The organism is Paenibacillus sp. E222 (assembly GCF_013401555.1).
Lineage (GTDB): Bacteria > Bacillota > Bacilli > Paenibacillales > Paenibacillaceae > Paenibacillus.
The window spans coordinates 4,833,143-4,857,460 of record NZ_CP058552.1 but is presented as its reverse complement, the minus strand read 5'-3'; the positions used below and the strand labels follow the sequence as shown (position 1 = coordinate 4,857,460).

The window sequence follows — 24,318 nt, the reverse complement described above, 5'->3', positions numbered from 1 at the left end:
GGCTGTTTTGCATAAACCATCATGCTACTAATTACTCCTTTTCTCTGAAGAGGGAGTAGTTCTTCTTATAGACTTAGTTTCAACGGGGATTTTGGGTGAGCTAAACATAAAGTGAACTCTAACAACGAAAGGATACTCAATCATGTATAGTATCAGCGAGATCGAAAGAATTACCGGCCTTCGACCCTCTACTCTTCGCTATTATGAGCAGGAAGGTATATTGCCTCATGTACAGAGAGGTACATCAGGTAGGAGAGAATATTCGGATGAGGTACTCGAATGGCTGGAGTTGGTCATTGCTCTGAAAGACACTGGAATGTCCATTGAGGATATAAAGGCATACACAGAGTTGATTCGGCAAGGTGACGTATCGCTGGATGCCAGAAAGTATTTCTTGTTGGAGCACAAGGCCAAGGTCGAACAGTCTGTAGCACAGACGCAATTCCATTTGGAAAAGATCATTCGCAAGATCGCGATCTACGATGTATTAATGTTTAAAAAGATGAAATAAAAGCTTTGTAAAAAAAATATTGACTTCAAGTTAACTTTAACATTTAAAGTATGGTTATCAACTTGAAGGAGTGATTATATTGTCTCAACAAGATAAGGTTTGGTTTATTACTGGATGCTCAACAGGGTTTGGACGTCAGATCGCTGAACAAGCGATTCGTGCTGGATATAAAGTGGTCGTAACTGCTCGTAATGTGGAGCAGATCACAGATATTACCGCGGGCCATGAAGAAAGTACGCTCATGCTCCCGTTGGATGTGACCAGTCCAGATCAAATTCGTACGGCTATTGATCAAACGATTGAAAAGTTTAATCGTATTGATGTCTTAGTGAACAATGCGGGCATCGGATATTTCAGTTCAGTAGAAGAAAGTATTGAAGAGGAGACTCGCCGCATGTTCGAAATCAACTTTTGGGGGCTGATGCATGTAACAAATGCCGTACTTCCTCACATGCGCAATCAAAAAAGTGGACATATTATCAACTTTTCTTCCATTGGTGGTCTGACTTCATTCCCGACACTTGGATATTATCACGCTACAAAATACGCAGTTGAAGGGATTTCGGAAAGTCTTGCGCAAGAACTTGCTCCTTTTAATATTCATGTGTCTTTGATTGAGCCAAGTAGCTTCCGCACAGATTGGGGCGGTCGCTCTTCTGTGAAGACCGAGACATCCATACCTGAATACAAAGAATCCATTGTGGGTCAAATGTTGCAAGGGGTTCAACTTGGGGCTGGTCAAGAAGCCGGCGATCCTGTTAAATTAGCCGAGGCACTCATTCGTATTGTTGAAATTCCCTCCCCCCCTCTCCGTTTGCTTCTGGGGCAACAAGCTTATCAAGCGGCCAAACACAAATTTACCCTCCTGCTTGAAAGCATGGAAGAATGGAAAGAAACAACCATTGATGCGGATTACAAAGATTAAGGCTAATGGATAAAATAAGATGATAGGTGAAACCTCTTGTTATCTTATAAATGCTAAAATATCGAGCATACAACATGGGCTTCAACATCTAAGTTGCCAGACTTAAAGAAAACACAAAATGCCGCTAACTTTAGCGGCATTTTGTGTTTTCTATTATAAAAATTAAAACTTTTTCATTGTTACTCCTTGCTTTCTACTTGTCTACGCTATTTTATGATCTCATGATTTCAATCCCTCCGTAATCAAACCAATCAAAATCAACAGTAGAATTTTTGATATCTGAGCAACCGACCATTCGCATATTTTACTAAAACTTCCCATTCGTTTACCATTCCCCACCAAGAGCGGCTTGATCCAAGCGTTGTCGCATCGTAGGTGCAGAGGTCATCTTTCAGATCCCTAAAGCTTTGGGAAAAAGTGATCCTTTCGATAGACTCGATATGATCCATGTCACTCTTGCCTTGGCACAACAGACCGAGATAAGCACGAACGATATCCTCGTGAGAGATGAGGCACTTCGACGTCATCAATGCCCGTATGATTCAAGCGTCTGTTCAGTTGAGTTTGATCTAACATCTGACCATCAATTACAAGTCCTGCCCACGATATGAGAAAGTCGCTGGACGCTTCAAGGGTAAATTTAGGAGCCATGAACATTCACCTTTGTGGTACAAATTAAAGAATGCTAGAAAACACAACATTTTCTTCATTTTACGTTCATTAGCTTCTATAAATCTAGTGCTGACACATGGCAAGCATCACGGATTCAGGGATATTTAACCTTAAACATTCATTTTTATTTTTTTGTCTCATTATTTATGAAATCTATAAATCTATGGAATGCTTCCATAGAGATTTCATCATTTCGTAAATTTGCAACAAATCCGTGTGGTTTTTCAATTCCATATTCAACTAACGGATCTACTAACTCATTTTCTACATCTACCTTTTCAAGTGCCTCGTGTAATGTAAGCATATCTTTACGATATTCACTCCCTAATAAGAAAGTTGCTGGATATTCACTAGTTATATGGTAAATGTTGTTGTATTTTTTAATTTCATCATCGCTTAAATAAATCGATCCAGAAACATAGTTCCCTACTAACATTTTTGTTCCTAGTGGAAAATTTTTATAATCTAATGGTGCATCGTCAATTACGAGTGCCTTTACTTTATCTTTTTCAATACTTGGTACTATGCCTAGTAAACTTGCATAATGTTCATTCGTAAGAATGCTTCCATATTGAGATGTCATAATTCCTCCTGCCGAAGAACCCATTAAAACAACATTGTTCACATTAAGATTATATTCTTCAGCGTGTTGTTTAATATATGCTATTGCCTGATTCATTTGCACTAACGGAGTTGGAAAATGATAATCAGGTACTAAAGCATAATCTACATTAACCACATTATATCCCTTAGCCACAATATCATCGATTAAATAAGTAGCCTCACTTTCAGCAAGAGGGTCTCCCATATTTTTACTTCCCCCAAAAAATCCTCCTCCGTGAAAATAGAAAAGAGTGGGACGATCTACTTCAGTATTATTATCAGGGTAAATAATATCAAGATAACTATTTGGATATTCTTCACTGTATCTAATTTCACTAATTAAGTATTGACCATTTGCTTTGAGACCTTTATACGCTCCATTTAACGGTTCAAAACTATTGGGATTCGCTTCTTTATATATTCCTTTTTGAATGATACCTACTACTAATTGTGGGTTATTTGTAACTGCTATATAACCTACCATACCCATACAAAGTAAAATTCCTAAAAACCAACCTAAAAATTTAAGAAATTTATTTTTTTTCATTTTGCATTCTCCTTTAATCATCACTATTCGTGGGCAATTCGATATTTACAGAGCTTATGACCACTGTCTTGGAAAATAAACTTTGAGCCACAGGAGAAACGGTTGGCGCATTCACCAAAATCGCACCGGAAAATTTCCCTATAACGGTAACATTGTAAGGATCTCCTCCAAATTGCGCTATATTATTTTGCACCATTTCAACGCCTGAATTTGGTCTCCAATATCATTGATGAACTCCTTGGTGTACCGTGAATATGGAGCCTGTTGTGGTTGAATTGCGCTTACACTCCAAGCAATTGTATCGCGTACACCGCTCTATGGTTCTACTGGCAGCGGAGCTTTCCAACGTAATTTGTCGGTAGACGGAGCAGCGTATGGAATTCCCTTATATATTTCGACTCAATTTAATGACATGACGACTTTCTTCTTCAACTCCTAACATCTCCTTTAGGTTTATTTTCTCCTTGATATGCTGCTTGCATTACCATATGGATAATTGGAATAAAACGATCACCTCCTGGATGCTAAGAAATAAGTAAGATCTTCCAACGTAATTAACGATGTGGTAGCCTTCAGACACGAATCCGCTATGGTTCCGTGTTCGGCTTAACTTAATACGCATTTTATTCCGCCAGAGTAAATACTATCTGACAAAACTAAACTGAAAATAAACTAAGTGAAATCTGGAGCAAGAATTCAGGAATCTCCATACCATCAGTGTCATATGACCGCATAGAAATGATTGAATGCAAAAAACAGCTGAACGCCGGAATTATCCGGCTGCCAACTGTTTTTACGTTAAACAAGTCCAATTTATCTATAGAAAAGGACACCAAATTTACTGTCTCTCCCCCGCTCGCTCTGTGCGATTATATCGCCATTGCAAATTTCTACTATCCCATGATCCTGTATGCCAAAATGAATCTCAATTAAGCTATCTGTGTGGAAAAATTTAATTGTATTATCCAAAACTGATGTAACAATTCTTCATTGCCACTGTAAACCACTTTTTGAAATTACTTTTAACTTGAGTTATCTGCATTGCTTCTTTAGTTATAGATATAGTTAAATATTATCCCAATTTGCTATTAGTGTGTAAAATTAAGGGCGGTTTCTCTAAGATCGTCGGGGGCGTAAAAAACCTGAGAAAGACACGAAAATACGCTAACCTGCTCATTAGTTTTAATTAATTCACGGGGAGAATAATAATTAGATATAAGTCTAATCGGCAAAAGGAATATGTTCTTGTCCAGTACGGTAATCGGTTCAAGTTCTTGTCCATAACAATGACAAATCAGCACAAAGTGCAATATCTGCATATTTTTCCCCTCCCTTGATCTAAAATTACATTCAGCTTCCTCCCCTTTTCTTTGCTAAAGTGCCTTATTAAGGAGCTTATTTTATCCAATTCAAATGGGATTACAGATCCAGTGGAAATACCTCCTAGCGTTGAAGCAGGTATCTTGATCATATTCCATCTTGTGGTCTGTTAGTCGCTCAAAAGAGACCCACTTCTCATACTTAGATATTCATCTAATCGGAAATGGGAACATGTTCTTGTCCATCTCGGCAATCGGTACAAGTTCTTGTCCTTGGCTCGGGACAAGAACTTGTACCGATAAAATAAAAAAGCCGCTAAATTAGCGACTTCAATGGGAATATGTTCTTGTCCCTCGACATAACGGTTCGTGTCTGATGATTCTAGTCCAAGTCTGAACCATTGGATGCTATGACTTTCTTGTACCAGCCAAAGCTTTTCTTTCTTATTCTTCTTAGCGTCCCTTCGCCAGCGTTATCTTTATCAACAAACATCTCCTTTAGGTTTATTATCTTCTCCTTGATATGCTGCTTGCATTACCATATGGGCAATTGGCATAAAACGATCACCTCCTGGATGCTAAGAAATAAGTAAGATCGATGCGCCCCTTCCAACGTACAATAAAGGATGTGGTAGCCTTCAGACACGAATCCGCTATGGTTCCGTGTTCGGCTTAACTTGATACGCATTTTATTCCGCCAGAGTAAATACTACCTGACAAAACTAAACTGAAAATAAACTAAGTGAAATCTAGAGCAAGAATTCAGGAATCTCCATACCATCAGTGTCATATGACCGCAAAGAAATGCTTGAATGCAAAAAACAGTTGGCAGCCGCAATTATCCGGCTGCCAACTGTTTTCACGTTAAACAAGTCCAATTTATCTATAGAAAACGACACTAAATGGAAAATTTAATTACATTATCCAAAAGATTGATCCAAATCTGTTGTAACACTTCTTCATTGCCACTGTAAACCACTTGTTGAAATTACTTTTAACTTGAGTTATCTGCATTGCTTCTTTAGTTATAGACATAGTTAAATATTATCCCACTTTGCTATTAGTGTGTAAAATTAAGGGCGGTTTCTCATATCATTCATCAACACCCTGATAATCAAACCAATCGAAATCAACAAACGAATATTGTTGACGATTGTTATCTTGACTAAACACCTCTTCGTTATCTGAATCCGTTTGAACATTTCCGTACAGACCAATAAATGTCCCAGTAAATCCCCCAGCACGATCCGTACTGAGTAAACGTCCATCAGCATTTTCGAATAAGACTTCCCACAAAGCGTTATCCGTTGAGCGATAGTAAAAACTATAGTCCTGATATTGAGCTACGACCTTCAACTGAATATGACATTCATTCCATCGCTTTGCGCTCAGCAGTTTGTCTGTTCCACCCTGTCTTTCTACAAGTCGAATAGTAGCCTTTCCTTGCTCCATTGCCAACTCCATACGAAAGTGGTAATTTTCATTGTGAAATACGGTAACTCCTGCCACTTCTCCTGCATGCCGAGCTCTAAACTCCATATGTGTGGAAGCACTGAAAGTCAGGTGCTGTTGCCGCCTACCAACGAAAGCGGGATTCCCCTGTTCCGTCAATTGTTCATTTTTCAAATGCAGACGCAGATGTCCCGGACGTTCTGTCAAACTCCAAAATTCTCTGCGCGGCGTTCTCAGAAAATTCCATATCGGAGATAGAGAATTCTCTTCGAAATCGTCCCGAATTGATACACTTGACCACCGCACTTCAGGCAGGTTAGGTGATCTCGTTTCTAGCTCCAATCTGCCCACCCCTGGACTAACAACAGGCCACTCCTGTTCCCATTGTACGGGTGCCATGAATGTTTCCCGACCCAAGTTTCGGTAGTATCCTCCGGCTGTTCTGGATGCAAGACATAGTAACCACCACTCACCTTGTTGTGTTTCAATCAGTTCCGCATGACCTACATTAACAATCGGATACGCTCTTCCCAGATGTCGATGTGTTAAAATTGGGTTGGCGCGGTGCCCTTCATAAGGCCCTGTGATGTTACGGCTTCGCGCGATGGTCACGGCATGAGTATGGCCAGTTCCTCCCTCCGCAATCAACAAGTAATACCAGTCATCTTTCTTATAGATATGCGGCCCTTCCTGAGCATGAGCCACCTTAAGGGCACCCTGCCATATGCTTACTTTCTCACCGATAAGCCTACCCTGCTCCAGATCAATTTCCTGAAGCCAGATATCCATATGTTTGGGGTATTCCTGACCTTCAGGTGGAATCCGGTTTCCCGTATAGTACACTCTGCCGTCTTCATCGAAAAATAGGGACGGATCAATGCCTGGGGCATGTTCCAACCAGATGGGATCAGACCAATCACCTGACGGATCGGTCGTGGTTACATAGAAGTTATGTTCCTTCTTTTCGTTATCAACAAATGTAGTAATCATATAGAATATGCCGTTATGATACCGGATTGTTGGAGCCCATATGCCCCGAGAAGGTATAATCCCATCCAAATTAAGCTGTGAAGCACGATCAAGAACATGGCCTAGCTGCTGCCAATGAACCAGATCCTTACTATGGAATAAAGGCACGCCGGGAAAGTATTCGAAACTGGACGTAACGAGATAATAGTCTTCTCCTACACGAATGGCCGACGGATCTGGATGGAATCCCGGCAACACGGGGTTGCGAAATGTTTTCACGTCAACTTCTCCTTCATTCAAATGTTATAGATTATCAATCAGCGCTCTCTTGCACGAGTGAAAGTTCTGTGGCTGGATTCCACTCATCCGCTCCGGCAAAGAGCTGGGCAGGCAGATATTTCTCTGCTTCTTCCGCCGTCAACTGAGTCGTCCAGTTAAAACGTGCTTTGGGATTCGCTCCTGGCCCGTAACTAGCAAATTCGCCAAAACGTGCCGTACGTTCATTATCCGGGTTACTCCAGTTATTCCATCCGGATGAACTAATGTGATTACCCATATAGCTGTTGATATAGACTACATTGGCATAAGGTCTCCATGGTCTACCAAGAGGTATAGTTCCAGCAAGACTAGAATCGCCAGTAATACGGCTATTCAGGAATACATAACCAGACTTCTCTTCCGCGGTGGATGCTGCAGTAATGTAACCATTGCTTAAGCTGTGAATGACGCTGTTCTCAAACAATGCCGTTGCATTGCCAAAGATAAAGTCGACATCACCCTCAATATAACTATCCACATAATATTGTCTTCCATCGTTCACATAAAGTGTGTCCTGCCAACCCTTTAGACTAACGTCCCGGAATACCAGACGATCACCGCGAGCCAGCAGAGCAACCGCTTGACCTGCATTGTCGCCAGCATCATTTTGTATCGTCAGATGCTCAGCCGTAAAATCGTTTGTCTGCACCCGGAAGCTATAGCTGCCTGAGGTACCGAGTGGATTACCAGATGAATCCAATGTGCTGGCAGAATCACCATAGATCAGCACAGTACCCTCCCGACTCTCTCCAATGATTCGCAGATGTTTTTTGCTGGACGGAACGTCCAGCTTCTCACGGTAAATTCCGTCCTTGATTCGTATGATGGTAGGAAGCGTGCTATTGTCCGGAACAGCATGTATAGCTTCCTGAACCTGTTCATATTGTGCACTTCCATCAGATGCCACCGTTAGAACCGTTGCAGGTATTTCAGAGACTGGAGCGGACGACATGCTCTCGCCAACTTCATTCAATGCCGTAATGACATAATAATAGGCAGTGCCATTGATTAACTGCATATCAGAGAATGAGGTATCATTTACATTGGAAGCTACAGTAACGAATGGCCCTTCGGGTGATTCACTTCGTTTCACTCCATATTCCTCAGCCCCCTCGGCTTCTTGCCAAGTAAGAGTGATTGTACTTTCACCTGGCTCAGCACGAATCTCTGACGGGGTCTGAGGTCTACCATCATCCAGAGCTGGTCGTATGCCAACGGCTGCGGAGTCAAGACTTCGGGTACCTTGAGCAATTGCGGATACCTTGTAATAATAGGGCTTGCTGTTCACGAGTCCTGTGTCCACATAGGAAGTTCCTGATTCCTGATCAGCAATAACATCGTAAGTTCCAGTCACGGACGTTGCACGCTTGATCACATAAGTCGAAGCTCCTTCTATAGCCTCCCACGTGATCGAAACAGATTCGGGAAGAGACTCTACTGTGACTTGGGGAGTAGATAGAGCTACGGTCGGTGTTATAGCAATAGGGTCAGAATCTACGCCCTCTCCTGCAATACCAGTAGCAGATACGACGTAATAGTAGGTCGTTCCATTATCCAATCCCCCATCCCGAAGAGTAGGAAAAGCAGTGCGAGACGACACAGTTGTATATGGACCTTCAGCTTGCAGACTGCGTTTTACGGTGTAGTAATTAGCTGCTTCGACTTCATCCCACGTTAAATCTGCTTGTGCGTTTCTCGCAACAGCCTTCAGATTCTCAGGCACTTCCGGTCGTACAGCATCCTCCGAGGGTGTCACTGAAGACGTGTTGGAATTGCCGCTCTCGCCCAAAGGACCAACGGCCGTCACGACATATGTGTAGGTTGTTCCATTGGTGACCTCTTCGTCAATGTAGGTTTTCTCAGTTAATTCAGAAGCAATCAATTCATAGTCGTTCGCGGACTGGATACTACGCTTTACATTGTACGTAGAAGCCCCGTCCACTTCCTCCCAGTGTAATCTCACCATACCATTGCCTGGCTCAGTGCGAAGCCCTTTGGGAGAACTAACGGGTTCAACATATAGTTTGACATTGTCATAGAACAGTGTCCCTTTACCCGTGCCTGGTGTTCTGGCAAACATTCGTCCAACACCATCGGTAGTCACATCGGCCTGGAACGGGACATCATCTGCGACGCGGACGTCATCAATATATATATCCGCTTTTTGCGAGGCCACATTACCAACGATCTTGAAGTTGTACCATTGGTTATTGACCGGTGCATCCATTAATTTGTGATCTTTGCCGTCTTTTTTGTAAATTAGCGTATATTGATCCTCTGCTACCGGAGCAGAAGGTTTGCGTAGCTCGATGGAGAGTGCGGTGCGACTGCCCGTTCCATTTTGCAATTGCAGAACTGTTGATGTGCCTGGCCAGCCTTGAGACATAATATCTGCCTCAAACACAAAGCTACCCTGTTGTGGTGGAAAGGATCTTACGAATTGGGCAATCCCAGCCTCATTGTCGTACAGCATGAGCGCCTTCGTAGACGAGTTCCCTGTCGTTCCTGTGGGAATCTGGGTCACAACGACTTTAAGGTCATTCGTCTGTGGATCAGGTAGTACGGTGTAACTTGCTGGTGTCGTATTGATCTCGATATCTTCAAAATCATCTTCCAAATAATAGATAGTTTCCAGCTCTCCTTTCGCTGCTGCACTAGCCTCATTGGAATAGAAGCTTGTGCCATGATCATTCGTAGCCTTTACAGCATAATAATAGGCTTTACCTACAGTGAGATTGGGATCTGTGTAAGTGGTGGTCGTAATCCCCTCTTGCTGCAACGTGTATGGACCACCCGGAATCTCTGCTCTATATATCGAATAAGAGTCCGCACTTTGCACATCATCCCAATGTAACTGAATCGACTTGAGGTCTGGCTCAGCTATAAGGTCAGTAGGTGCTGTCGGGAAATCAGCAGGCAACTCCTGAACAGATGCATTGGAGAAAACAGATGTATTGAGCTTATCAACTTCATCATCCGGTTTGGAAGCATCGGCTGCCAATCCGATGTAGACCGTTTCGTCAGCCGGGAATGATTGCGAATCGATAACAAACCAATCGTTACCGTCCTTGGATACGAGTGAAGTCACTTGATCCCCAAGTCGTACTAGCTTTACCCAATACGGTAGTGTGACCATGCTGCCCTTTTCCTGATGTACAACTTCGTTGCCCGCTCCATCACGAACGAGGCTAACCGCTTGTTGTCCACCCTTCACATAAGTGACCATGGCGGCAATAAACGGAGATGACGCATCCAGGCTTTTACGAATCATAACACCTGCTTCGGCTCCATCGTCGGTAGCTGTCACCTGATCAACTCTAGCTACAATTTCACCATTTCCTTCTAAGGTTTGGTAAGCATAGTGGAAATGATCCGTCTCTCCACTGATATCTCCAGATGATTTTACCGTAACGTCAGTATCACTAGCTCCCAATTGTGTATGACCCGTAATGCCCGGTTCTCCAATATCGGTGGATGACCACGGTGCAATACTGTTCTGCTTGTTAACGTGAATTGTGACATTGTTGGACTGCGTTGAAGTCCCTGAGTCATCGATCGCTCTGGTAGTGAGATAATGCGTGCCATCCTGCACATCTTCCCATGTAAACGTGTAAGGCTCTGTATCATCTTCCCCCAGTTTCACATCGTTGTGGTAAAATTCCACTTTGGCAATGCTGCCGTCTATATCTGACGCAGAAGCCGTGATCTCAACGGAAGACCCTTCAGTCTGAACGGTATGATTGGCTGGTGACTGAAGGGTAACCGTGGGATTCATAGATCCGTTGCCAGCAATGCTGTTCAGGTATGTCTCCAGATAGGTATAACCTGATTCATGTATCTCGTTACGGTCAGCAGGATCATTCGGATCGAGTCCCATACTGATCTCCCATTCGTCGGGCATACCGTCATGATCTGAGTCAACCAGAGCTGAAGCCATCTCCTCAAACTCAAGGTAACCGCCAACTTCCTTTTGTGAATTAATATGTTGTCCCGTGCGGTTTTTCACATCATTTACAATTCGAGCATCGATGGCGTCCCGTCTAGGCAGACTTGCACCTGCTTTTGCAAGAACTTGCTCATAGGCTGTTTCTGCATCGTCCATGGATGTGGGATTAGCCATCTGCACAGGAGCGAGTAGTTTGGAATCTGGATTCGCAAGTTCTCCCACACCTAACCAGTTGTCCGCTGTGACATCGGGATAACTGTCCACGACATTGCCACTCACATGTAATCGTGTATCAGGTGCAACATCAAGGAAAATCTGATCCCGGGCATTTCGATACGTATTCGGTCCGTATTTATAGTAGTTATTCATGAGGTTATAGTTGCCCTCCTCACCGCCATAAGCAGAGAAGAAGCCCCAATTGTAGACAATATTGTTGTAAGACTCGGTATTAAAACCAGGAGCCCCTGCAAATCTCGGGTTACGGCTCACGTTATGAGCAATGATGTTGTGATGGAAGGAGGTGTTGTTCCCTCCCCAGATACCTGCATATCCATGCCGCCCCTTCTGATGCGTAGTCATCAGCATGCTCTCAGCGATGACAGACCACTGCACAGTTGTATTCTCGTTGGCGTACATACTCAGTACTTCGTCAACAGACCAGGTAAACGACGAGTGGTCGATCATAATGTTTTTGTGGTATCGTCCACCGAATACGTCATCCTCACTAGGGTGCTTATCCCCAAGCCGGAAGCGCATATGCCTGACGATAATGTTGTCCGCTTGGAATGTGGTCCAATAATCGGATACAGTGATTCCTTCTCCTGGAGCTGTCTGTCCAGCAATCGTGATATTAGAACCGGTAATCGCCAGAGGGGATTCTAGATGAATCGTTCCTCCCACTCTGAATACTACGGTGGTATCACTCTGACTAACAGCATCTCGAAGTGATCCAGGGCCGGAATCGGCGAGGGTGGTCACTTCATACACTGACCCTCCCCTACCACCTGTCACGTACTTACCGCCGCCTTCAGCACCGGGAAATGCGGGCAATAATGGAGTAGCTTCATCTTCTGCAGCAACCATACCTGGTAGCAAACTGAATAACATCAAAACGACCAATACGAATGATACCATTCTTTTCAACGAATCTTCCTCCTCCGGTTTACATGTAATTGTAAAGAATGTTACCTCACTGAGAGCCAGATGCTCATGCGATAAACCTTTCTCTAATCTGGCATCACCTCCTCAACGTAATAAGCGTTATTAGCAAAAGGGATGCGAAAACCCGTTGTAATCTGAAACCTATCCGTACTCTTTCTGCGATCACGTTCTAGGTTTCCTATCCAACGGGTCTCGTCATAGATCGTTAAACTTTGGCATGCAGCAAGTACTCGTATTCGGTACATGCGAGCAAGAAAGCTCCCATTCCTTTTTGATCATTCGTTATAATTGGTTCACTTATATAATACGCGTAACTTCCGTCACGCCTTGCATCTCCACCGAGCCCTGCAACCTGGCAGTTTTTGTAGAGATTCACCCAACCCTGATTGGTCTCCATTACGAATTCAGAGATTAATCCTGCATAAGCATGATTCAATGTCAGTTCCCATTCCCGCGGTAACCATCCTAGCCGAATCCCTTTGGCCATGGCGTAGACAATCATGCTGGATGCTGAAGCTTCCAGATAATTTCCTTTGCGATCTCCCTCATTCACCACCTGATACCATACCCCACTAGCTGTATGCTGATAGGTGCGCAGCGCAGTCATCGTATCTGTGAAAATATCAACCAACTTGCTATAATCGGGATGATGGCTTGGTAATAACTCCAGGACATCGACTAAAGCCATAACAAACCAGCCGATAGATCTGCCCCAGAAGTTTGGTGATTGTCCTGTTACTGAATGGCTCCAAGGCTGAACGCGTTGTTCATCCCAAGCGTGATAGAGCAGTCCTGTAGCATCGTCTCGGGTATGTTGGGCACACAATATAAATTGCTTAGTAACATCGTTCAATAAGTCCTCTTCTGGCTCCCAGCGAAGCAAGTACTCCAGATAGAAAGGGGCTCCCATATAGAGACCATCCAACCAGATCTGATAGGGATATACTTGCTTGTGCCAGAAAGCTCCCTCTGATGTGCGTGGGTGAGTCACAAGTTGTTCACGTAGCAATCCAGCCGCAAGCTTATATTTTATTTTCCCTGTCCTGTCATACAGGCCGAACATCAGCTTGCCATTATTCAAATGATCGATATTATGTTCATCCATCCGATATCCCCGGATCGATCCATCATCTTGAATAAAATAGTCCATATTATGCTGGATATATTGTGCATATTGCTCATCACCTGTCGCTTGCCCTAATCGTTCAAATCCTTTTAGCACTACGCCATAATCATAAGACCACTTGCCGTGATGCCCGTTCTCTTCATACAGCTTAGGGGTTCGCTCCATGATGGATGCGGCTGTTTTGGCTGCCCATAGATCCATAGCAGATTTTGTTTCAAGCATCTGTAGAGTTCCTCCTCGGTACATATTTGCTATTTATTTATTGTTTAATACGGCTTGGTGCGCTGCCTCATATTCGGTGATGATTTTGTCGCCGCCCGACTTTCTCCAGGTATCAATAGCATTCTGGAAGCCGACACGATCCATCTTGCCCAGGATATACTTGTATGTTGCATCCGTGATGATCTTCTGCAACTCAGAACCTTGTTCTGAGAACGTTGGTGATTCCAGCGAATACACTGGGTTCAGTACGGCAAAGGTTGTATTTTCTTCAATTAACCGTGTCGATTCAATACGGAGTGGGTCAGCATCCACAATGGCATATCCGTTCTCGTTAGGGCGCGAGGAAGAAAATGGCTGTACCTCTTGCTCCCATAACTTGGTATTAATTATGGTGGCACCATTGTTCTCGTCGAGGCTATAGTGCACATCTTTGATACCATACGTCATCAAGGTAAATACCTCTTCACTCATCAGATCATCCATAAACTTCAGAATACGTTTCAATTCGGCTTCGTCCTTGACCTCCGATTTAGGAAATGCAAGCAATCCTCCTACGCCATTGGATGTCGACCATATCGCTCGATCACTTTCGTTTCCTGTGGACGTAATATCATTGACCATCACAAGCTCCATATCATCTTGGACACCTTGGGCAAGATTGAACAGCCCCTTGCTATCAAATAGAGCACCCACGTAGATCCCTGCCTTGCCCTGTGCGAAGCCTTCCTGCTGATCCTTCTTGGCTGTTACGGCAAAATCCTGATTAATGTATCCATTGGTGTACAGCTCTTTCATATAATCCATCGCCTGAATGTAACCTTCGGACTCAAACTCAGGTGTCACTTTGCCATCCTCACTAATCGCCCAACCACTTGGTGTCCCAAAGTAAGATCCCAGGGTCTTAAACGCACCAAATACCAAATCACTGCGGTCAATGAATCCGGTTGTGTCTTTCACGCCATTGCCATCGGGATCTTGTTCTGTAAATGCCTTTGCCACTTCCATGAGTTCTGCCGTTGTTTTGGGCACAGGCAAGCCAACCTTATCGAGCCAGTCTTTACGTAAAATAACACCATTGCGCGCTACCTGCTTTTGCATCGGAATACCGTATAACTTCCCTTCAATGGATGCCGAATTGCGCATATCCTGAGATATGCCTTTCAGGTTTGGGAATTCATCGAGATACGGACCAACCTCCCAGAAGACGCCTGCTTTGAGCGCATTGCGAACCGAAGAATTCTCCAGAATCGTCAAGGATACGATGTCAGCGAGAGAACCGGAAGCAAGTGAAGTATTAAGCCGTTCTTCCTTAGAGGCATCCGGAATCCAGGAAAACTGTATGTCCACATCCGTAATCTCTTCGATTTTGTTAAGCACAGTGTCTGTAGGTGGTGAAGCGGTATGCATGATATTCAACCAACTAATCGTTGTTTTCCCATCAGCATTGGTTCCTGAATCCCCACTTCCTCCGGAACAGGCAGATAACAGTAAGGCTCCGCTTAACGTAAGCGCTAACAATTTGGAAGTTCTATATCTCATCGTTCAATCCCCTTTTCACCAATTTATGGTCAATCCGAGTTGCTCCCACACCATACGAACTATTGAAGCATAACAACGATTAGATTTTACCAGTACATCATGGTTGTCATTTGGGATAGCTGCTAGTAAACGCCGTCTTCTCCTAATTTTTTGGCGAGACGATTAGCGAACATAACCAGCACCAAACCTACCAGACCTTTGAACAATCCAACCGTTGTACTAAAGCTCAATTGTCCGTTCTTCAAACCTGCCGTGAAGATATACGTATCAAATATCTCACCTACCTCCCGGTTAAGCGAATTCAGTAACAAGTACATATGTTCAAAGCCAAGTTCTAGCGTGTTTCCGATTTTGAGAATCAACAGTGTAATAATGACCGGACGTATGGCGGGTAAAGTTACATGCCACATTTTACGCAATCTAGACGCACCGTCCATCTCGGCAGCTTCATACAGCTGGGTATCTACAACAGTAATAGCTGCGAGGTAGATGATCGTTGACCAACCGGCTTCCTTCCATATAATCTGCAAAATATACATCGGACGAAGCCATTCAGGTGAAGTTAAGAAGCTGATCTTGCTACCACCCAATGCAGCTATAATTTCATTGACGACGCCCCCATCCACACTAAGAAACACGTACGTAATGGAGACGATAATCACCCATGACATGAAATGTGGGATATATACGATCGTTTGAATGGAGTTTCGGAATAATCTGTGTCGTACTTCATTCATCATGAGTGCAAGGATGATCGGAATCGGGAAGAAAATCACTAATTCAAGCGCGAACAAGATCAATGTATTACTAAGTAGCATGGCGAAGGTTGGTTCCGTGAACAGACGGACAAAATGTTTGAAGCCCACCCATGGACTATCTCTAATTCCTAGATACGGCTGATAATCCTGAAATGAAATAATAAGTCCGCCCATCGGAAAATACTTGAAGATCACAAAGTAGATAAAACCGGGAAGAATCATTAAATAAAGAAGCTTGTTGGATGCAGCGTTTCTCAAATAGTGACCTAATCCTGTATTCCGATATGCTTTGTGTTGCAACGAAACGACTGATGGCTCAGATTCTCTCACTGCTTGCTGACCTCCTTGTTTGGGATGGTGTAGTTGAATGCTTCCTAAGCATATGAGATGTAAGCGATTCCGTACATAATCATTAGCTATTGTAGTTGAAGGAATCCCCGTCCAGCGCGGCTTAAGGCCAGATGAACAGGTGCAGATCGTAGATCATGATTATTATTGGTAATATGGATTATCATGGTATTTCAAAGCTTTTGCATCACTACAACGTTCCATTTCAAGTCAGTAGGTCAGGATTATGTACGTAATATTCTTCGCTTGTTATGGTAAGGGAGAATCACTACTTAACAAGGAGGAACATATCAGATGTCCAAACACAATGTTAAAAAGGAACAACTCGGTGGCGTCATATTCAATGTAATAAATTATACGTTCTTGCTTCTTTTCTCCCTGGCCTGCCTATTACCCTTCGTAAACGTCGTTGCCAGTTCCTTCGCTTCCACGCAGGAGATTGTACAGAAGAAGTTTATTCTGTTTCCGACATCCTTCTCGCTTGATGCCTATCGTTACATCTTCTCCACACCTACCATCTTCAAAGGACTCGGCGTATCCATCTTCATCACGCTGGCAGGAACCATTGTCAGTATGACGCTGACGGCACTTATGGCTTACGGGTTATCCAGAAGATATCTCTTAGGACGGAACTTTATCAATTTCTTGGTCGTCTTCTCGATGTTGTTCAGCGGGGGTATGATTCCCACCTTCCTAGTTGTGAAAGCCGTTGGGTTAATCGATTCGTACTGGTCCATGATTATCCCTACTGCAATCAATGCATTCAACCTGATCATCATGCGCAATTTCTTCCAGGCGCTACCGGATAGTCTAGAGGAATCTGCCAAAATTGATGGTGCCAACGACTTTCGGATTTTGCTGCAGATTATGATTCCATTGGCTCTACCTTCCATTGCTACCTTATCCCTGTTCTATGGCGTATCCTATTGGAACACGTATATGAATGCGATCCTATATCTCAACGAGTCCACGATGTGGCCACTACAAGTATTGCTCCGCCAGATTGTAATTGTCTCCAGTGGCATGGATGGCAACAGCTCGGTTGTAGACATTGTCCCTCCATCACAGACCATTAAGATGAGTGTCATTGTTGTGGCTACTGTACCGATGCTGCTCGCGTATCCTTTCGTGCAGAAGCACTTTACCAAAGGCGCTTTACTTGGTTCAGTGAAAGGTTGAGATGAGGCACATATGGAAAATAACAATCCCCTCGGGATCAACCTGAGGGGATTTACGCTTACATGGAGTGGAGTTGAATTTCGAAGGTGCTTACGGATTATCGGATACTGCTAACATATACTGGGATGCTCAGCTATCCATCCGCACCCTTCGATATGCACCAGGGGTGAGATTCTCTTTTTTCCGAAAAGTACGTATAAAGTTCTGGGAATTCTGATATCCCAGTCGTTCGGCTATATCTTTAATGGGCATGTTCGTGTCCACCAACCATTTCCTTGCTACATCTAGTCTGACATTCATTAAGTACTCGCTAAAGGTCATATTGTACTCTTTACGGAAAATGCTACTTAGATAGTTCGGCGTATAATGCAATCGTTCACTTATGGATTCCAGTGACAAGTCCTGGTCGTATTCCGTGCGTACAATAGAGGCCATACGATCTGCAAGTGTGCGAAACTGTTGGCTCGCTCTCTCCTGCATACTATCTACCATAGGATAGATGACTTCGTGAACAAGAATGTGTTCAACTTCTTCCGGATTCAGCGTATGCAGCAGTCGATGATACAATGTGCCGTTACTCTGTGTAAGCAACACGTCCGTACCAATGAGCTGCTCCAACTGAATCAAATTGTTCACGAATCGAATCAATGTGATCTCCAGATTCATTGGATTAAGGTTATGCTTCATCATATCTGCTAACAGCGGGTATAACGTACGTGTCACCTCTTCTTTGTCACCAAGACGTATGGCATCGAACAGCCGACTCTCCAATTCTGTAGGGTAGTGAAGTAAGGTAGGTCCGCTGCCAACACGTAAGATATCCTCATAGAAAATAACGGACTCTTTGCCTAGCTTAAGACGCTGGTACAATGCTTCAAGACTCATATCACAGGCTTCCCGGGTATTCATCAGGTCTTCATATTGACCACTGAAGCCCACACTGACTGAAGCGGACCAATACTCGCGAGACAATTGAATAACCCTTTTGGCATATTGCAATATCACTTCTCGATTGTCTGAAGAACTGCCAGCGAAGGATAATATCGTTGCTTGTGTCCGTTCATTCAACACGACGGGTAACATCCGTTGGGACGGGGGGATGATCTCCTGCACTAACTGATTAACGGCCAACAGCAGTGTATCTTTATCAGCCAGCGCCCCTTTCCCGGGACGGTCAATCTGAATCAACATCGTTGCATACATCTCGTTGTGCATCTTTGTATATGCGAATCGTTCAAGATAGCTATGGATCTCTTCCCTGGTTAACCTATTCTGTAGTACATTTAGAACAAATTGTGTTTCAAGTTTGGGCTTTTCAAGATGGATAAGCTGTTCGAGATGTTGTTTCTCTGAAACAATAGAATGGATCGACTGAATGATCCAACCGACCTCGTCCTTGACCGTTCTCTCAGCACGTCCGCCAAGACTATGCTGAATTTGAAGAACGGGCTTGGCAAGCCGTAAAGCTATAATGTATGCAAGAATGATCATCAGAGCCATAATGACGGCACCCATTACAATTAAACCCAAACGGGTCGATGATAGGGCTTGGCTGACTTCTTTTTGATTCGGAAGTGTGATATAAGTCCATCCATTATAAGTAGAACGGGCGTACAAGCCCATAATTGAATCACCCGATGCAGCAGGAATTGTAATCTGTCCTGAAGGAGGCTCATTAACTATTTGTTTGCTGATTAAGCTCATTTGCTCAGCAGATATAGGGCTTTGTTCGGTTAAAGCTGCATAGAGCAATTCACCCTGTTTGTTCAAAATGTAGATAGGAGCATCGGATTGCGTCTGTAGGGATTGATTCAGTGTTCGCAAAGAGATGTCCGACATCGCAATGGCTTCTTTGTCCTTCGAATACATCGGTAACGCATGCAGCAATCGAAGACCTTCCTTAGTTTTGGTCCAATAGAGGTTATTGCCTTCCGGATCAGCGAATAAGGCTTGCATCTGTTGCTTCTCTTCATCTGTAATTCGTGATAACGATCCGTTAGACAGGCTCCAATTTTGCTTCAGACTCACAAGCGAATACTGCACGCCATCAAGCCCCATCGTTGCAATATAACCTAGCTGGGAATTCAGTTCGCGATATGCTTCATAATCTTGCCCGCTTAATGGACTGTTAATGACCTTACGAAACGATGGCGTCGTACTGTACGTGGCAAAAGCATATTCAATGGTTTGAATTTTTTGTTCCAGTGTATTTCTCACCTGCAGAATTAAGCTTTGGTGCCCCTCGCTTACACGCTCTATTACCGATTTTGTAGTTGAAACATAGATATAACTCCCAAAACCTACAACGAGTCCAATGCTAAGGAGTAGGATCGAGACAAAGATATTCGTAAACGTTTTACTCTTTCGCATGTCCTGCTCCTCCATCTGTTTGAATTGGTACATCTTGAGTCCATTTGTCATGAAACCCTTCACGGCAGTCATGTAATCGCTTGCATTTTGCCGTACTATAAAAATTATGAGCCGTTGTAGATCTCGTCACACTAGAGTTTATCATGGCAATGAACAAGAATATAGACATAAAGAATATAAAACTAGCCAAAAATTGCACTGGAGGTTAAGACGGATGTTACCTTTTTATGAGATTCGTAAGGATGAATTATCGGTTATCTGGAATTTGAAGGAGATTTCTTTCCCTCCACATATGCATGGATATCTTGAAATTCTATATGTCATTTCAGGGTCTCAACGGATTGAAGTGAATGATCAAACGTATGATTTGCACGAAGGTGACGCAGCAATGATATTCCCTGATATGGTTCACCGTTACGAAACAACTGGGAATTCCTATACGAGGGAGGTGTTAATTATTATCCATCCCAAGCTCTTAGGCGGTCTGTTTCCTGATCTGACTCGCTTCCATCCTAAGAATCCAACTATTACTAAACCATATGTTCATGAAGACGTTGCAATTGCATTTGAGAAAGTGAAACGGGATGATGATTATGCCATTAAGCTTGGTTGGATTCACATCATCATCGCGCATCTATTGCGCAAAATTGAATTTGAACAAGTACAGCAACTCCCCGTGCAGGATTTATCCAAGAAGCTGATGGAATACTTAGCAACACATTTCACCGAGCCCATCACCCTAGACACACTTGCCTCCGAGTTTAACGTAAGTAAATATTATATTTCTCGCATCTTCTCCAAGCGATTCAAGATGAATCTACGAAACTATCTATCGATGCTTCGGGTTGAGTATGCTTCCATGCTAATTCGTACCACAGATGCGTCTCTAACAACGGTGTGGATGAATGCAGGATTCGATAGCCAGCGTACGTTCAATCGGGTGTTCCAGGCTATTTACGGCATGACACCACGAGATTTTAAGAACAATGTGAGTAACTATCTAAAATGAGGATTCTATGCTTTAAAACTTCATAACATCAGCATGCATAAGTCATTTCGTTGTCGTTTATATTTTACCGCTGACTGTGATCAGTCTTTGATTTGGCATATAACACGTTACTAGTGTGCAATTCACTTCAAGTTAACTTTAACTATGAAAGGATCGTTTGGCATGTACAGTATTAGTGAAGTTGAGAAAATTACAGGTTTACGTCGCTCCACCCTGCGCTATTATGAACAAGAAGACAGCTTACCTCATGTGGAACGTAATGCTTCAGGTAGAAGAGAATATTCGAACGAAGTCCTAGAGTGGCTGGAGTTGGTTATCGCTTTGAAAGATACGGATATGTCTATTGAGGATATTGAGGTTTACACAGAACTGATTCGACAAGGAGATCCTCCTCTCGATGCCAGAAAACAATTTTTGCTCATGCACAAAGCTAAGGAACGTGCAGTGGCACAGACACAATTCCGTCTGGAGAAAATTATATGCAAAAACGCCTAACCGGAAATAGGAACATGTTCTTGTCCATTTCGGTAATCGGTACAAGTTCTTGTCCTTGGCTCGGGACAAGAACTTGTACCGATAAATTAAAAAAGCCGCTAAAATAGCGACTTCAATAGGAATATGTTCTTGTCCCTCGACAGTTATCACATAACATCGTGAATATTTTCTTGTTTAAGTCCATGTGATCAATGATTAGATGTACATCTAATCATTGATCACATGGACTATGTTCTTGTCCTCAGCTTTTCCTTAAAACAAAAAAGTCGCTATAATAGCGACTTTGAACGTCCCGCGACATCTCATTAATTGACAATGTCGCTCCTCTATATCTAGAGTTATGCGTAATTAAAAAACGTTGATGATTATATACTTTATTTCATCTAATAAAATTTCTTCAAACCATTAAAGTGTGATGCCACCATCTGCGAGGATGATTGATCCTGTCATATAACTGGAATAATCAGATGCAAGAAACGCAACGATCTGGGCGAGTTCTTCTGGCTCTGCATAACGCCCGATCCGCATACTCGGAAACTCTTCAGGCACATAGCCACTCTCCTGCAACGATTGGGGAACCGCAGCCGTCAATGTTGTAGCTACACCTCCTGGACAGATAGCATTGATGCGAATACCTTTGCGTACATATTCAATGGCCGCCGCTTTGGTCAATCCCGCAACCGCATGTTTGCTAGCCGTGTATGCAGCCAGACTGTGTTCAGCACGAATAGCCGTAGTGGACGCAGTATTAATGATATGACCGTATCCCTGTTTATCCATAACCTGCAAGGCATATTTCATGCCTAAAAAGATCCCTTTCACATTCACATCCATGATCCGTGTATATTCTTCCTCGGAGATATCCTGAAAACGTTGGAATTTCTGGAGTATGCCCACGTTGTTGAATGCCACATCAATTTTTCCATAGGCTTCTACTGCTTTTTGAATATAGTTTTGAACATCGCTCTCTTTGGATACGTCAGCCTGTACAAATGTAGCTTCGCCGCCATTTTCGCGAACCAGTGCTAACGTTTCTCCCCCTGTCTGCTCATTGAAATCAACCAGTACAAGCTTCGCTCCGCGAGATCCCATCATCACCGCGCTGGCTCTTCCAATCCCACTGCCAGCTCCCGTAACAATGATCACTTTACCTTCCAGAGAAATACCTTCTTTATTTCCTGTCGGTGCACCAATTTCTTGCTTCTGGACTGTTGCTTCAAACGCAATGGTTGCCAGTTCCTGCTTCAAAATCTGAAGTGTAGGTAAAGGAATATCTACCTGAGGCAATGCAGCTAGTTGATCCAACGTAAAGTTAGTGGCCATCTTGAACGTTGGTTCTTTCACGAATTCCGGCAAATGCTTTTCCAGTACAGCAAACGATTCTGCGTTGTTCAACAATTCACCAATTCGGATATTCTCGTCATAACTCATTAGGTTCATCTCTCCAATATATTGATTAATTTTGGGTCAAATCTATCATTTCTATGTGTATCATCCATCAGGGCATTGTTTCTAAGCATTTGAATAGCTGAAATCAATCGCATGCGCGGAATTTAGTATACGACTGGAAAAGCTTTGAGCCCCCGGATGATCATACCTGGCCTCCACTCCAGCAGTTCCGCATCCGTATTTAACCGAATCTCCGGCAGCCGTTGAAGTAAAGCGTTGATCGCAATCTCGCCTTCAAGTCTCGCAAGTGGAGCTCCAAGACAATAATGAATTCCTTTACCAAAAGCAATGTGGTCATTGACTTTGCGAGTAATGTCAAACGTATCGGGGTTTTCATATCGACTGGAATCCCGATTCGCTGAGGATAAAGCGACCAGCATCATGTCTCCTTGGCGAATTTGTATTCCTTGAAAATCAACATTTTCTGCAGCCCATCGAACATTGCTAATTTCTGCCGGCCCGTTAAATCGCAGCACTTCCTCAACCGCCGCTTGAATCAGAGCCGGTTGCTCCATAAGTAGTTGCTTTTGCTGGGGATGTTCCAGCAACGCCAGCATGCCGTTCCCGATCAGATTTACTGTTGTTTCATGCCCCGCTATGATGAGTACGAACACGAGTGCATATAACTCCTGCTCTGTTAGTTTGTCACCTTCTTCCTCTATGCTGATGAGATCGCTGACGAGGTCCTGTTGAATATGATTACGACGATCCGTGATCAGTTCTTGTAAGTAATCCACAAAAGCCTTCATTACTTCATCGCTCTCCTGATTCATCTGCGGATTGCTGACACTCTCCATAATGGTGTTGGACCAGGCTCTGAATTTGTCTTGATCCTTCAGCGGAACGCCTAGCATTTCGCAAATAACGATAATGGGCAGTGGGAAGGCATAGTCCTCGATCAAATCAAACTCCCGAGTGTTTCCTGCCTGAATCTTGTCTAGTAATTCATCGCTTATTTCCACAATTCGTCCCCGCAGCCTCTCAATCATTCGGGGAGTAAATGCCTTCTGAATCAAGCGCCGCAGTCGACGATGATCTTCAGGACCAACACTGATCAGATTGCGTGAAATAATTACCTGATGTGGAGGAAGTGTCTCCTCCGTTTCATCATTCCTGTTATCGAGAACTCCGGTTACAAAGCGACCATCCTGCAAAATGTTGACGGCATCCTCATATCGGGTAACCATCCACGCAGCATGCCCACTTGGCAGTAATAGTCGATGGACAGGCTCTTCGGAACGCAGCTTTTCGTAGACTGGGAAAGGCTGCTGAATGAAAGAATGATCCATGAAATCTACTTTGGACTTGGAACGACCTTGATTTTCATTGGTAAACATCACATCACTCCTTAAAACGATAGTATTAATATCACTACAATATAAATACTATCATATTTAACG

15 protein-coding genes are annotated in these 24,318 nt (G+C 43.4%); 5 read left to right on the top strand and 10 right to left on the bottom strand.

The genetic code is table 11. The features are described 5' to 3' along the window. Positions 1-142 precede the first annotated feature (142 nt). Together HW560_RS21820 and HW560_RS21815 are read left to right on the top strand one after the other, a co-directional pair. Positions 143-511 carry a MerR family transcriptional regulator gene (locus tag HW560_RS21820; protein WP_179264707.1) on the top strand — a complete coding sequence of 123 codons (369 nt, stop codon included), beginning with the start codon at positions 143-145 and terminating at the stop codon, positions 509-511. 79 nt (positions 512-590) lie between these two features. After that, positions 591-1,436: an oxidoreductase gene (locus tag HW560_RS21815; RefSeq protein ID WP_179264706.1), complete on the top strand. Its 846-nt coding sequence runs from the start codon at positions 591-593 to the stop codon at positions 1,434-1,436. Positions 1,437-2,232: 796 nt separating this feature from the next. Here HW560_RS21815 and HW560_RS21810 read toward each other — a convergent pair. From HW560_RS21810 to HW560_RS21775, 7 genes are all read right to left on the bottom strand, one after another. Beyond that, positions 2,233-3,258: an alpha/beta hydrolase gene (locus HW560_RS21810; RefSeq protein WP_179264705.1), complete on the bottom strand. Its 1,026-nt coding sequence runs from the start codon at positions 3,256-3,258 to the stop codon at positions 2,233-2,235. 13 nt (positions 3,259-3,271) lie between these two features. Further along, positions 3,272-3,454 (bottom strand): carboxylesterase family protein, encoded by a 183-nt coding sequence (locus HW560_RS34490; RefSeq protein WP_179264704.1) that lies wholly within the window; start codon positions 3,452-3,454, stop codon positions 3,272-3,274. A gap of 2,215 nt (positions 3,455-5,669) precedes the next feature. Continuing rightward, positions 5,670-7,277 carry a glycoside hydrolase family 43 protein gene (locus HW560_RS21795; RefSeq protein WP_179264703.1) on the bottom strand — a complete coding sequence of 536 codons (1,608 nt, stop codon included), beginning with the start codon at positions 7,275-7,277 and terminating at the stop codon, positions 5,670-5,672. Between the two features lie 34 nt (positions 7,278-7,311). Further along, positions 7,312-12,396 carry a pectinesterase family protein gene (locus tag HW560_RS21790; RefSeq protein WP_257032046.1) on the bottom strand — a complete coding sequence of 1,695 codons (5,085 nt, stop codon included), beginning with the start codon at positions 12,394-12,396 and terminating at the stop codon, positions 7,312-7,314. A gap of 232 nt (positions 12,397-12,628) precedes the next feature. Next, positions 12,629-13,771 (bottom strand): glycoside hydrolase family 88/105 protein, encoded by a 1,143-nt coding sequence (locus HW560_RS21785; protein WP_218834970.1) that lies wholly within the window; start codon positions 13,769-13,771, stop codon positions 12,629-12,631. Between the two features lie 33 nt (positions 13,772-13,804). After that, complete coding sequence (locus HW560_RS21780) at positions 13,805-15,310, bottom strand: extracellular solute-binding protein (RefSeq protein WP_179264701.1); 1,506 nt, start codon at positions 15,308-15,310, stop codon at positions 13,805-13,807. Between the two features lie 122 nt (positions 15,311-15,432). Further along, the gene (locus tag HW560_RS21775) at positions 15,433-16,290 is read right to left on the bottom strand and encodes an ABC transporter permease (protein WP_091034863.1); all 858 of its coding nucleotides are present in this window, start codon (positions 16,288-16,290) and stop codon (positions 15,433-15,435) included. 420 nt (positions 16,291-16,710) lie between these two features. Here HW560_RS21775 and HW560_RS21770 point away from each other — a divergent pair, with 420 nt between their 5' ends. Then, entirely contained in the window at positions 16,711-17,595 is an 885-nt protein-coding gene (locus tag HW560_RS21770; protein WP_062329851.1) for a carbohydrate ABC transporter permease, read from the top strand. Positions 17,596-17,724: 129 nt separating this feature from the next. Here the strand turns inward: HW560_RS21770 and HW560_RS21765 are convergent, their stop codons facing one another. Then, positions 17,725-19,965: a helix-turn-helix domain-containing protein gene (locus tag HW560_RS21765; RefSeq protein WP_179264700.1), complete on the bottom strand. Its 2,241-nt coding sequence runs from the start codon at positions 19,963-19,965 to the stop codon at positions 17,725-17,727. Positions 19,966-20,179: 214 nt separating this feature from the next. On the opposite strand from HW560_RS21765, the gene HW560_RS21760 reads away from it, so the two are divergent. Together HW560_RS21760 and HW560_RS21755 are read left to right on the top strand one after the other, a co-directional pair. Then, the gene (locus HW560_RS21760; RefSeq protein ID WP_179264699.1) at positions 20,180-20,974 is read left to right on the top strand and encodes a helix-turn-helix transcriptional regulator; all 795 of its coding nucleotides are present in this window, start codon (positions 20,180-20,182) and stop codon (positions 20,972-20,974) included. A 162-nt stretch (positions 20,975-21,136) separates the two neighbouring features. Continuing rightward, positions 21,137-21,469 (top strand): MerR family transcriptional regulator, encoded by a 333-nt coding sequence (locus tag HW560_RS21755; RefSeq protein WP_179264698.1) that lies wholly within the window; start codon positions 21,137-21,139, stop codon positions 21,467-21,469. Positions 21,470-21,874: 405 nt separating this feature from the next. On the opposite strand, the gene HW560_RS21750 is transcribed toward HW560_RS21755, so the two are convergent. Both HW560_RS21750 and HW560_RS21745 read right to left on the bottom strand, forming a co-directional pair. Beyond that, positions 21,875-22,633, bottom strand: a complete 759-nt coding sequence (locus HW560_RS21750; protein ID WP_179265879.1) for an SDR family NAD(P)-dependent oxidoreductase — start codon at positions 22,631-22,633, stop codon at positions 21,875-21,877. A gap of 389 nt (positions 22,634-23,022) precedes the next feature. Next, positions 23,023-24,255 carry a cytochrome P450 family protein gene (locus tag HW560_RS21745; RefSeq protein ID WP_257031402.1) on the bottom strand — a complete coding sequence of 411 codons (1,233 nt, stop codon included), beginning with the start codon at positions 24,253-24,255 and terminating at the stop codon, positions 23,023-23,025. Positions 24,256-24,318: the final 63 nt, after the last annotated feature.

What these genes read in the sequence shown, in the direction of transcription:
- HW560_RS21765 (WP_179264700.1), bottom strand. Translation starts at nt 19,965, where the DNA reads ATGCGAAAGAGTAAAACGTTTACGAATATCTTTGTCTCGATCCTACTC.
- HW560_RS21745 (WP_257031402.1), bottom strand. Translation starts at nt 24,255, where the DNA reads ATGTTTACCAATGAAAATCAAGGTCGTTCCAAGTCCAAAGTAGATTTC.
- HW560_RS21820 (WP_179264707.1), top strand. Translation starts at nt 143, where the DNA reads ATGTATAGTATCAGCGAGATCGAAAGAATTACCGGCCTTCGACCCTCT.
- HW560_RS21755 (WP_179264698.1), top strand. Translation starts at nt 21,137, where the DNA reads ATGTACAGTATTAGTGAAGTTGAGAAAATTACAGGTTTACGTCGCTCC.
- HW560_RS21775 (WP_091034863.1), bottom strand. Translation starts at nt 16,290, where the DNA reads ATGATTCTTCCCGGTTTTATCTACTTTGTGATCTTCAAGTATTTTCCG.
- HW560_RS21760 (WP_179264699.1), top strand. Translation starts at nt 20,180, where the DNA reads ATGTTACCTTTTTATGAGATTCGTAAGGATGAATTATCGGTTATCTGG.
- HW560_RS21810 (WP_179264705.1), bottom strand. Translation starts at nt 3,258, where the DNA reads ATGAAAAAAAATAAATTTCTTAAATTTTTAGGTTGGTTTTTAGGAATT.
- HW560_RS21780 (WP_179264701.1), bottom strand. Translation starts at nt 15,310, where the DNA reads ATGAGATATAGAACTTCCAAATTGTTAGCGCTTACGTTAAGCGGAGCC.
- HW560_RS34490 (WP_179264704.1), bottom strand. Translation starts at nt 3,454, where the DNA reads ATGGTGCAAAATAATATAGCGCAATTTGGAGGAGATCCTTACAATGTT.
- HW560_RS21790 (WP_257032046.1), bottom strand. Translation starts at nt 12,396, where the DNA reads ATGGTATCATTCGTATTGGTCGTTTTGATGTTATTCAGTTTGCTACCA.
- HW560_RS21770 (WP_062329851.1), top strand. Translation starts at nt 16,711, where the DNA reads ATGTCCAAACACAATGTTAAAAAGGAACAACTCGGTGGCGTCATATTC.
- HW560_RS21785 (WP_218834970.1), bottom strand. Translation starts at nt 13,771, where the DNA reads ATGCTTGAAACAAAATCTGCTATGGATCTATGGGCAGCCAAAACAGCC.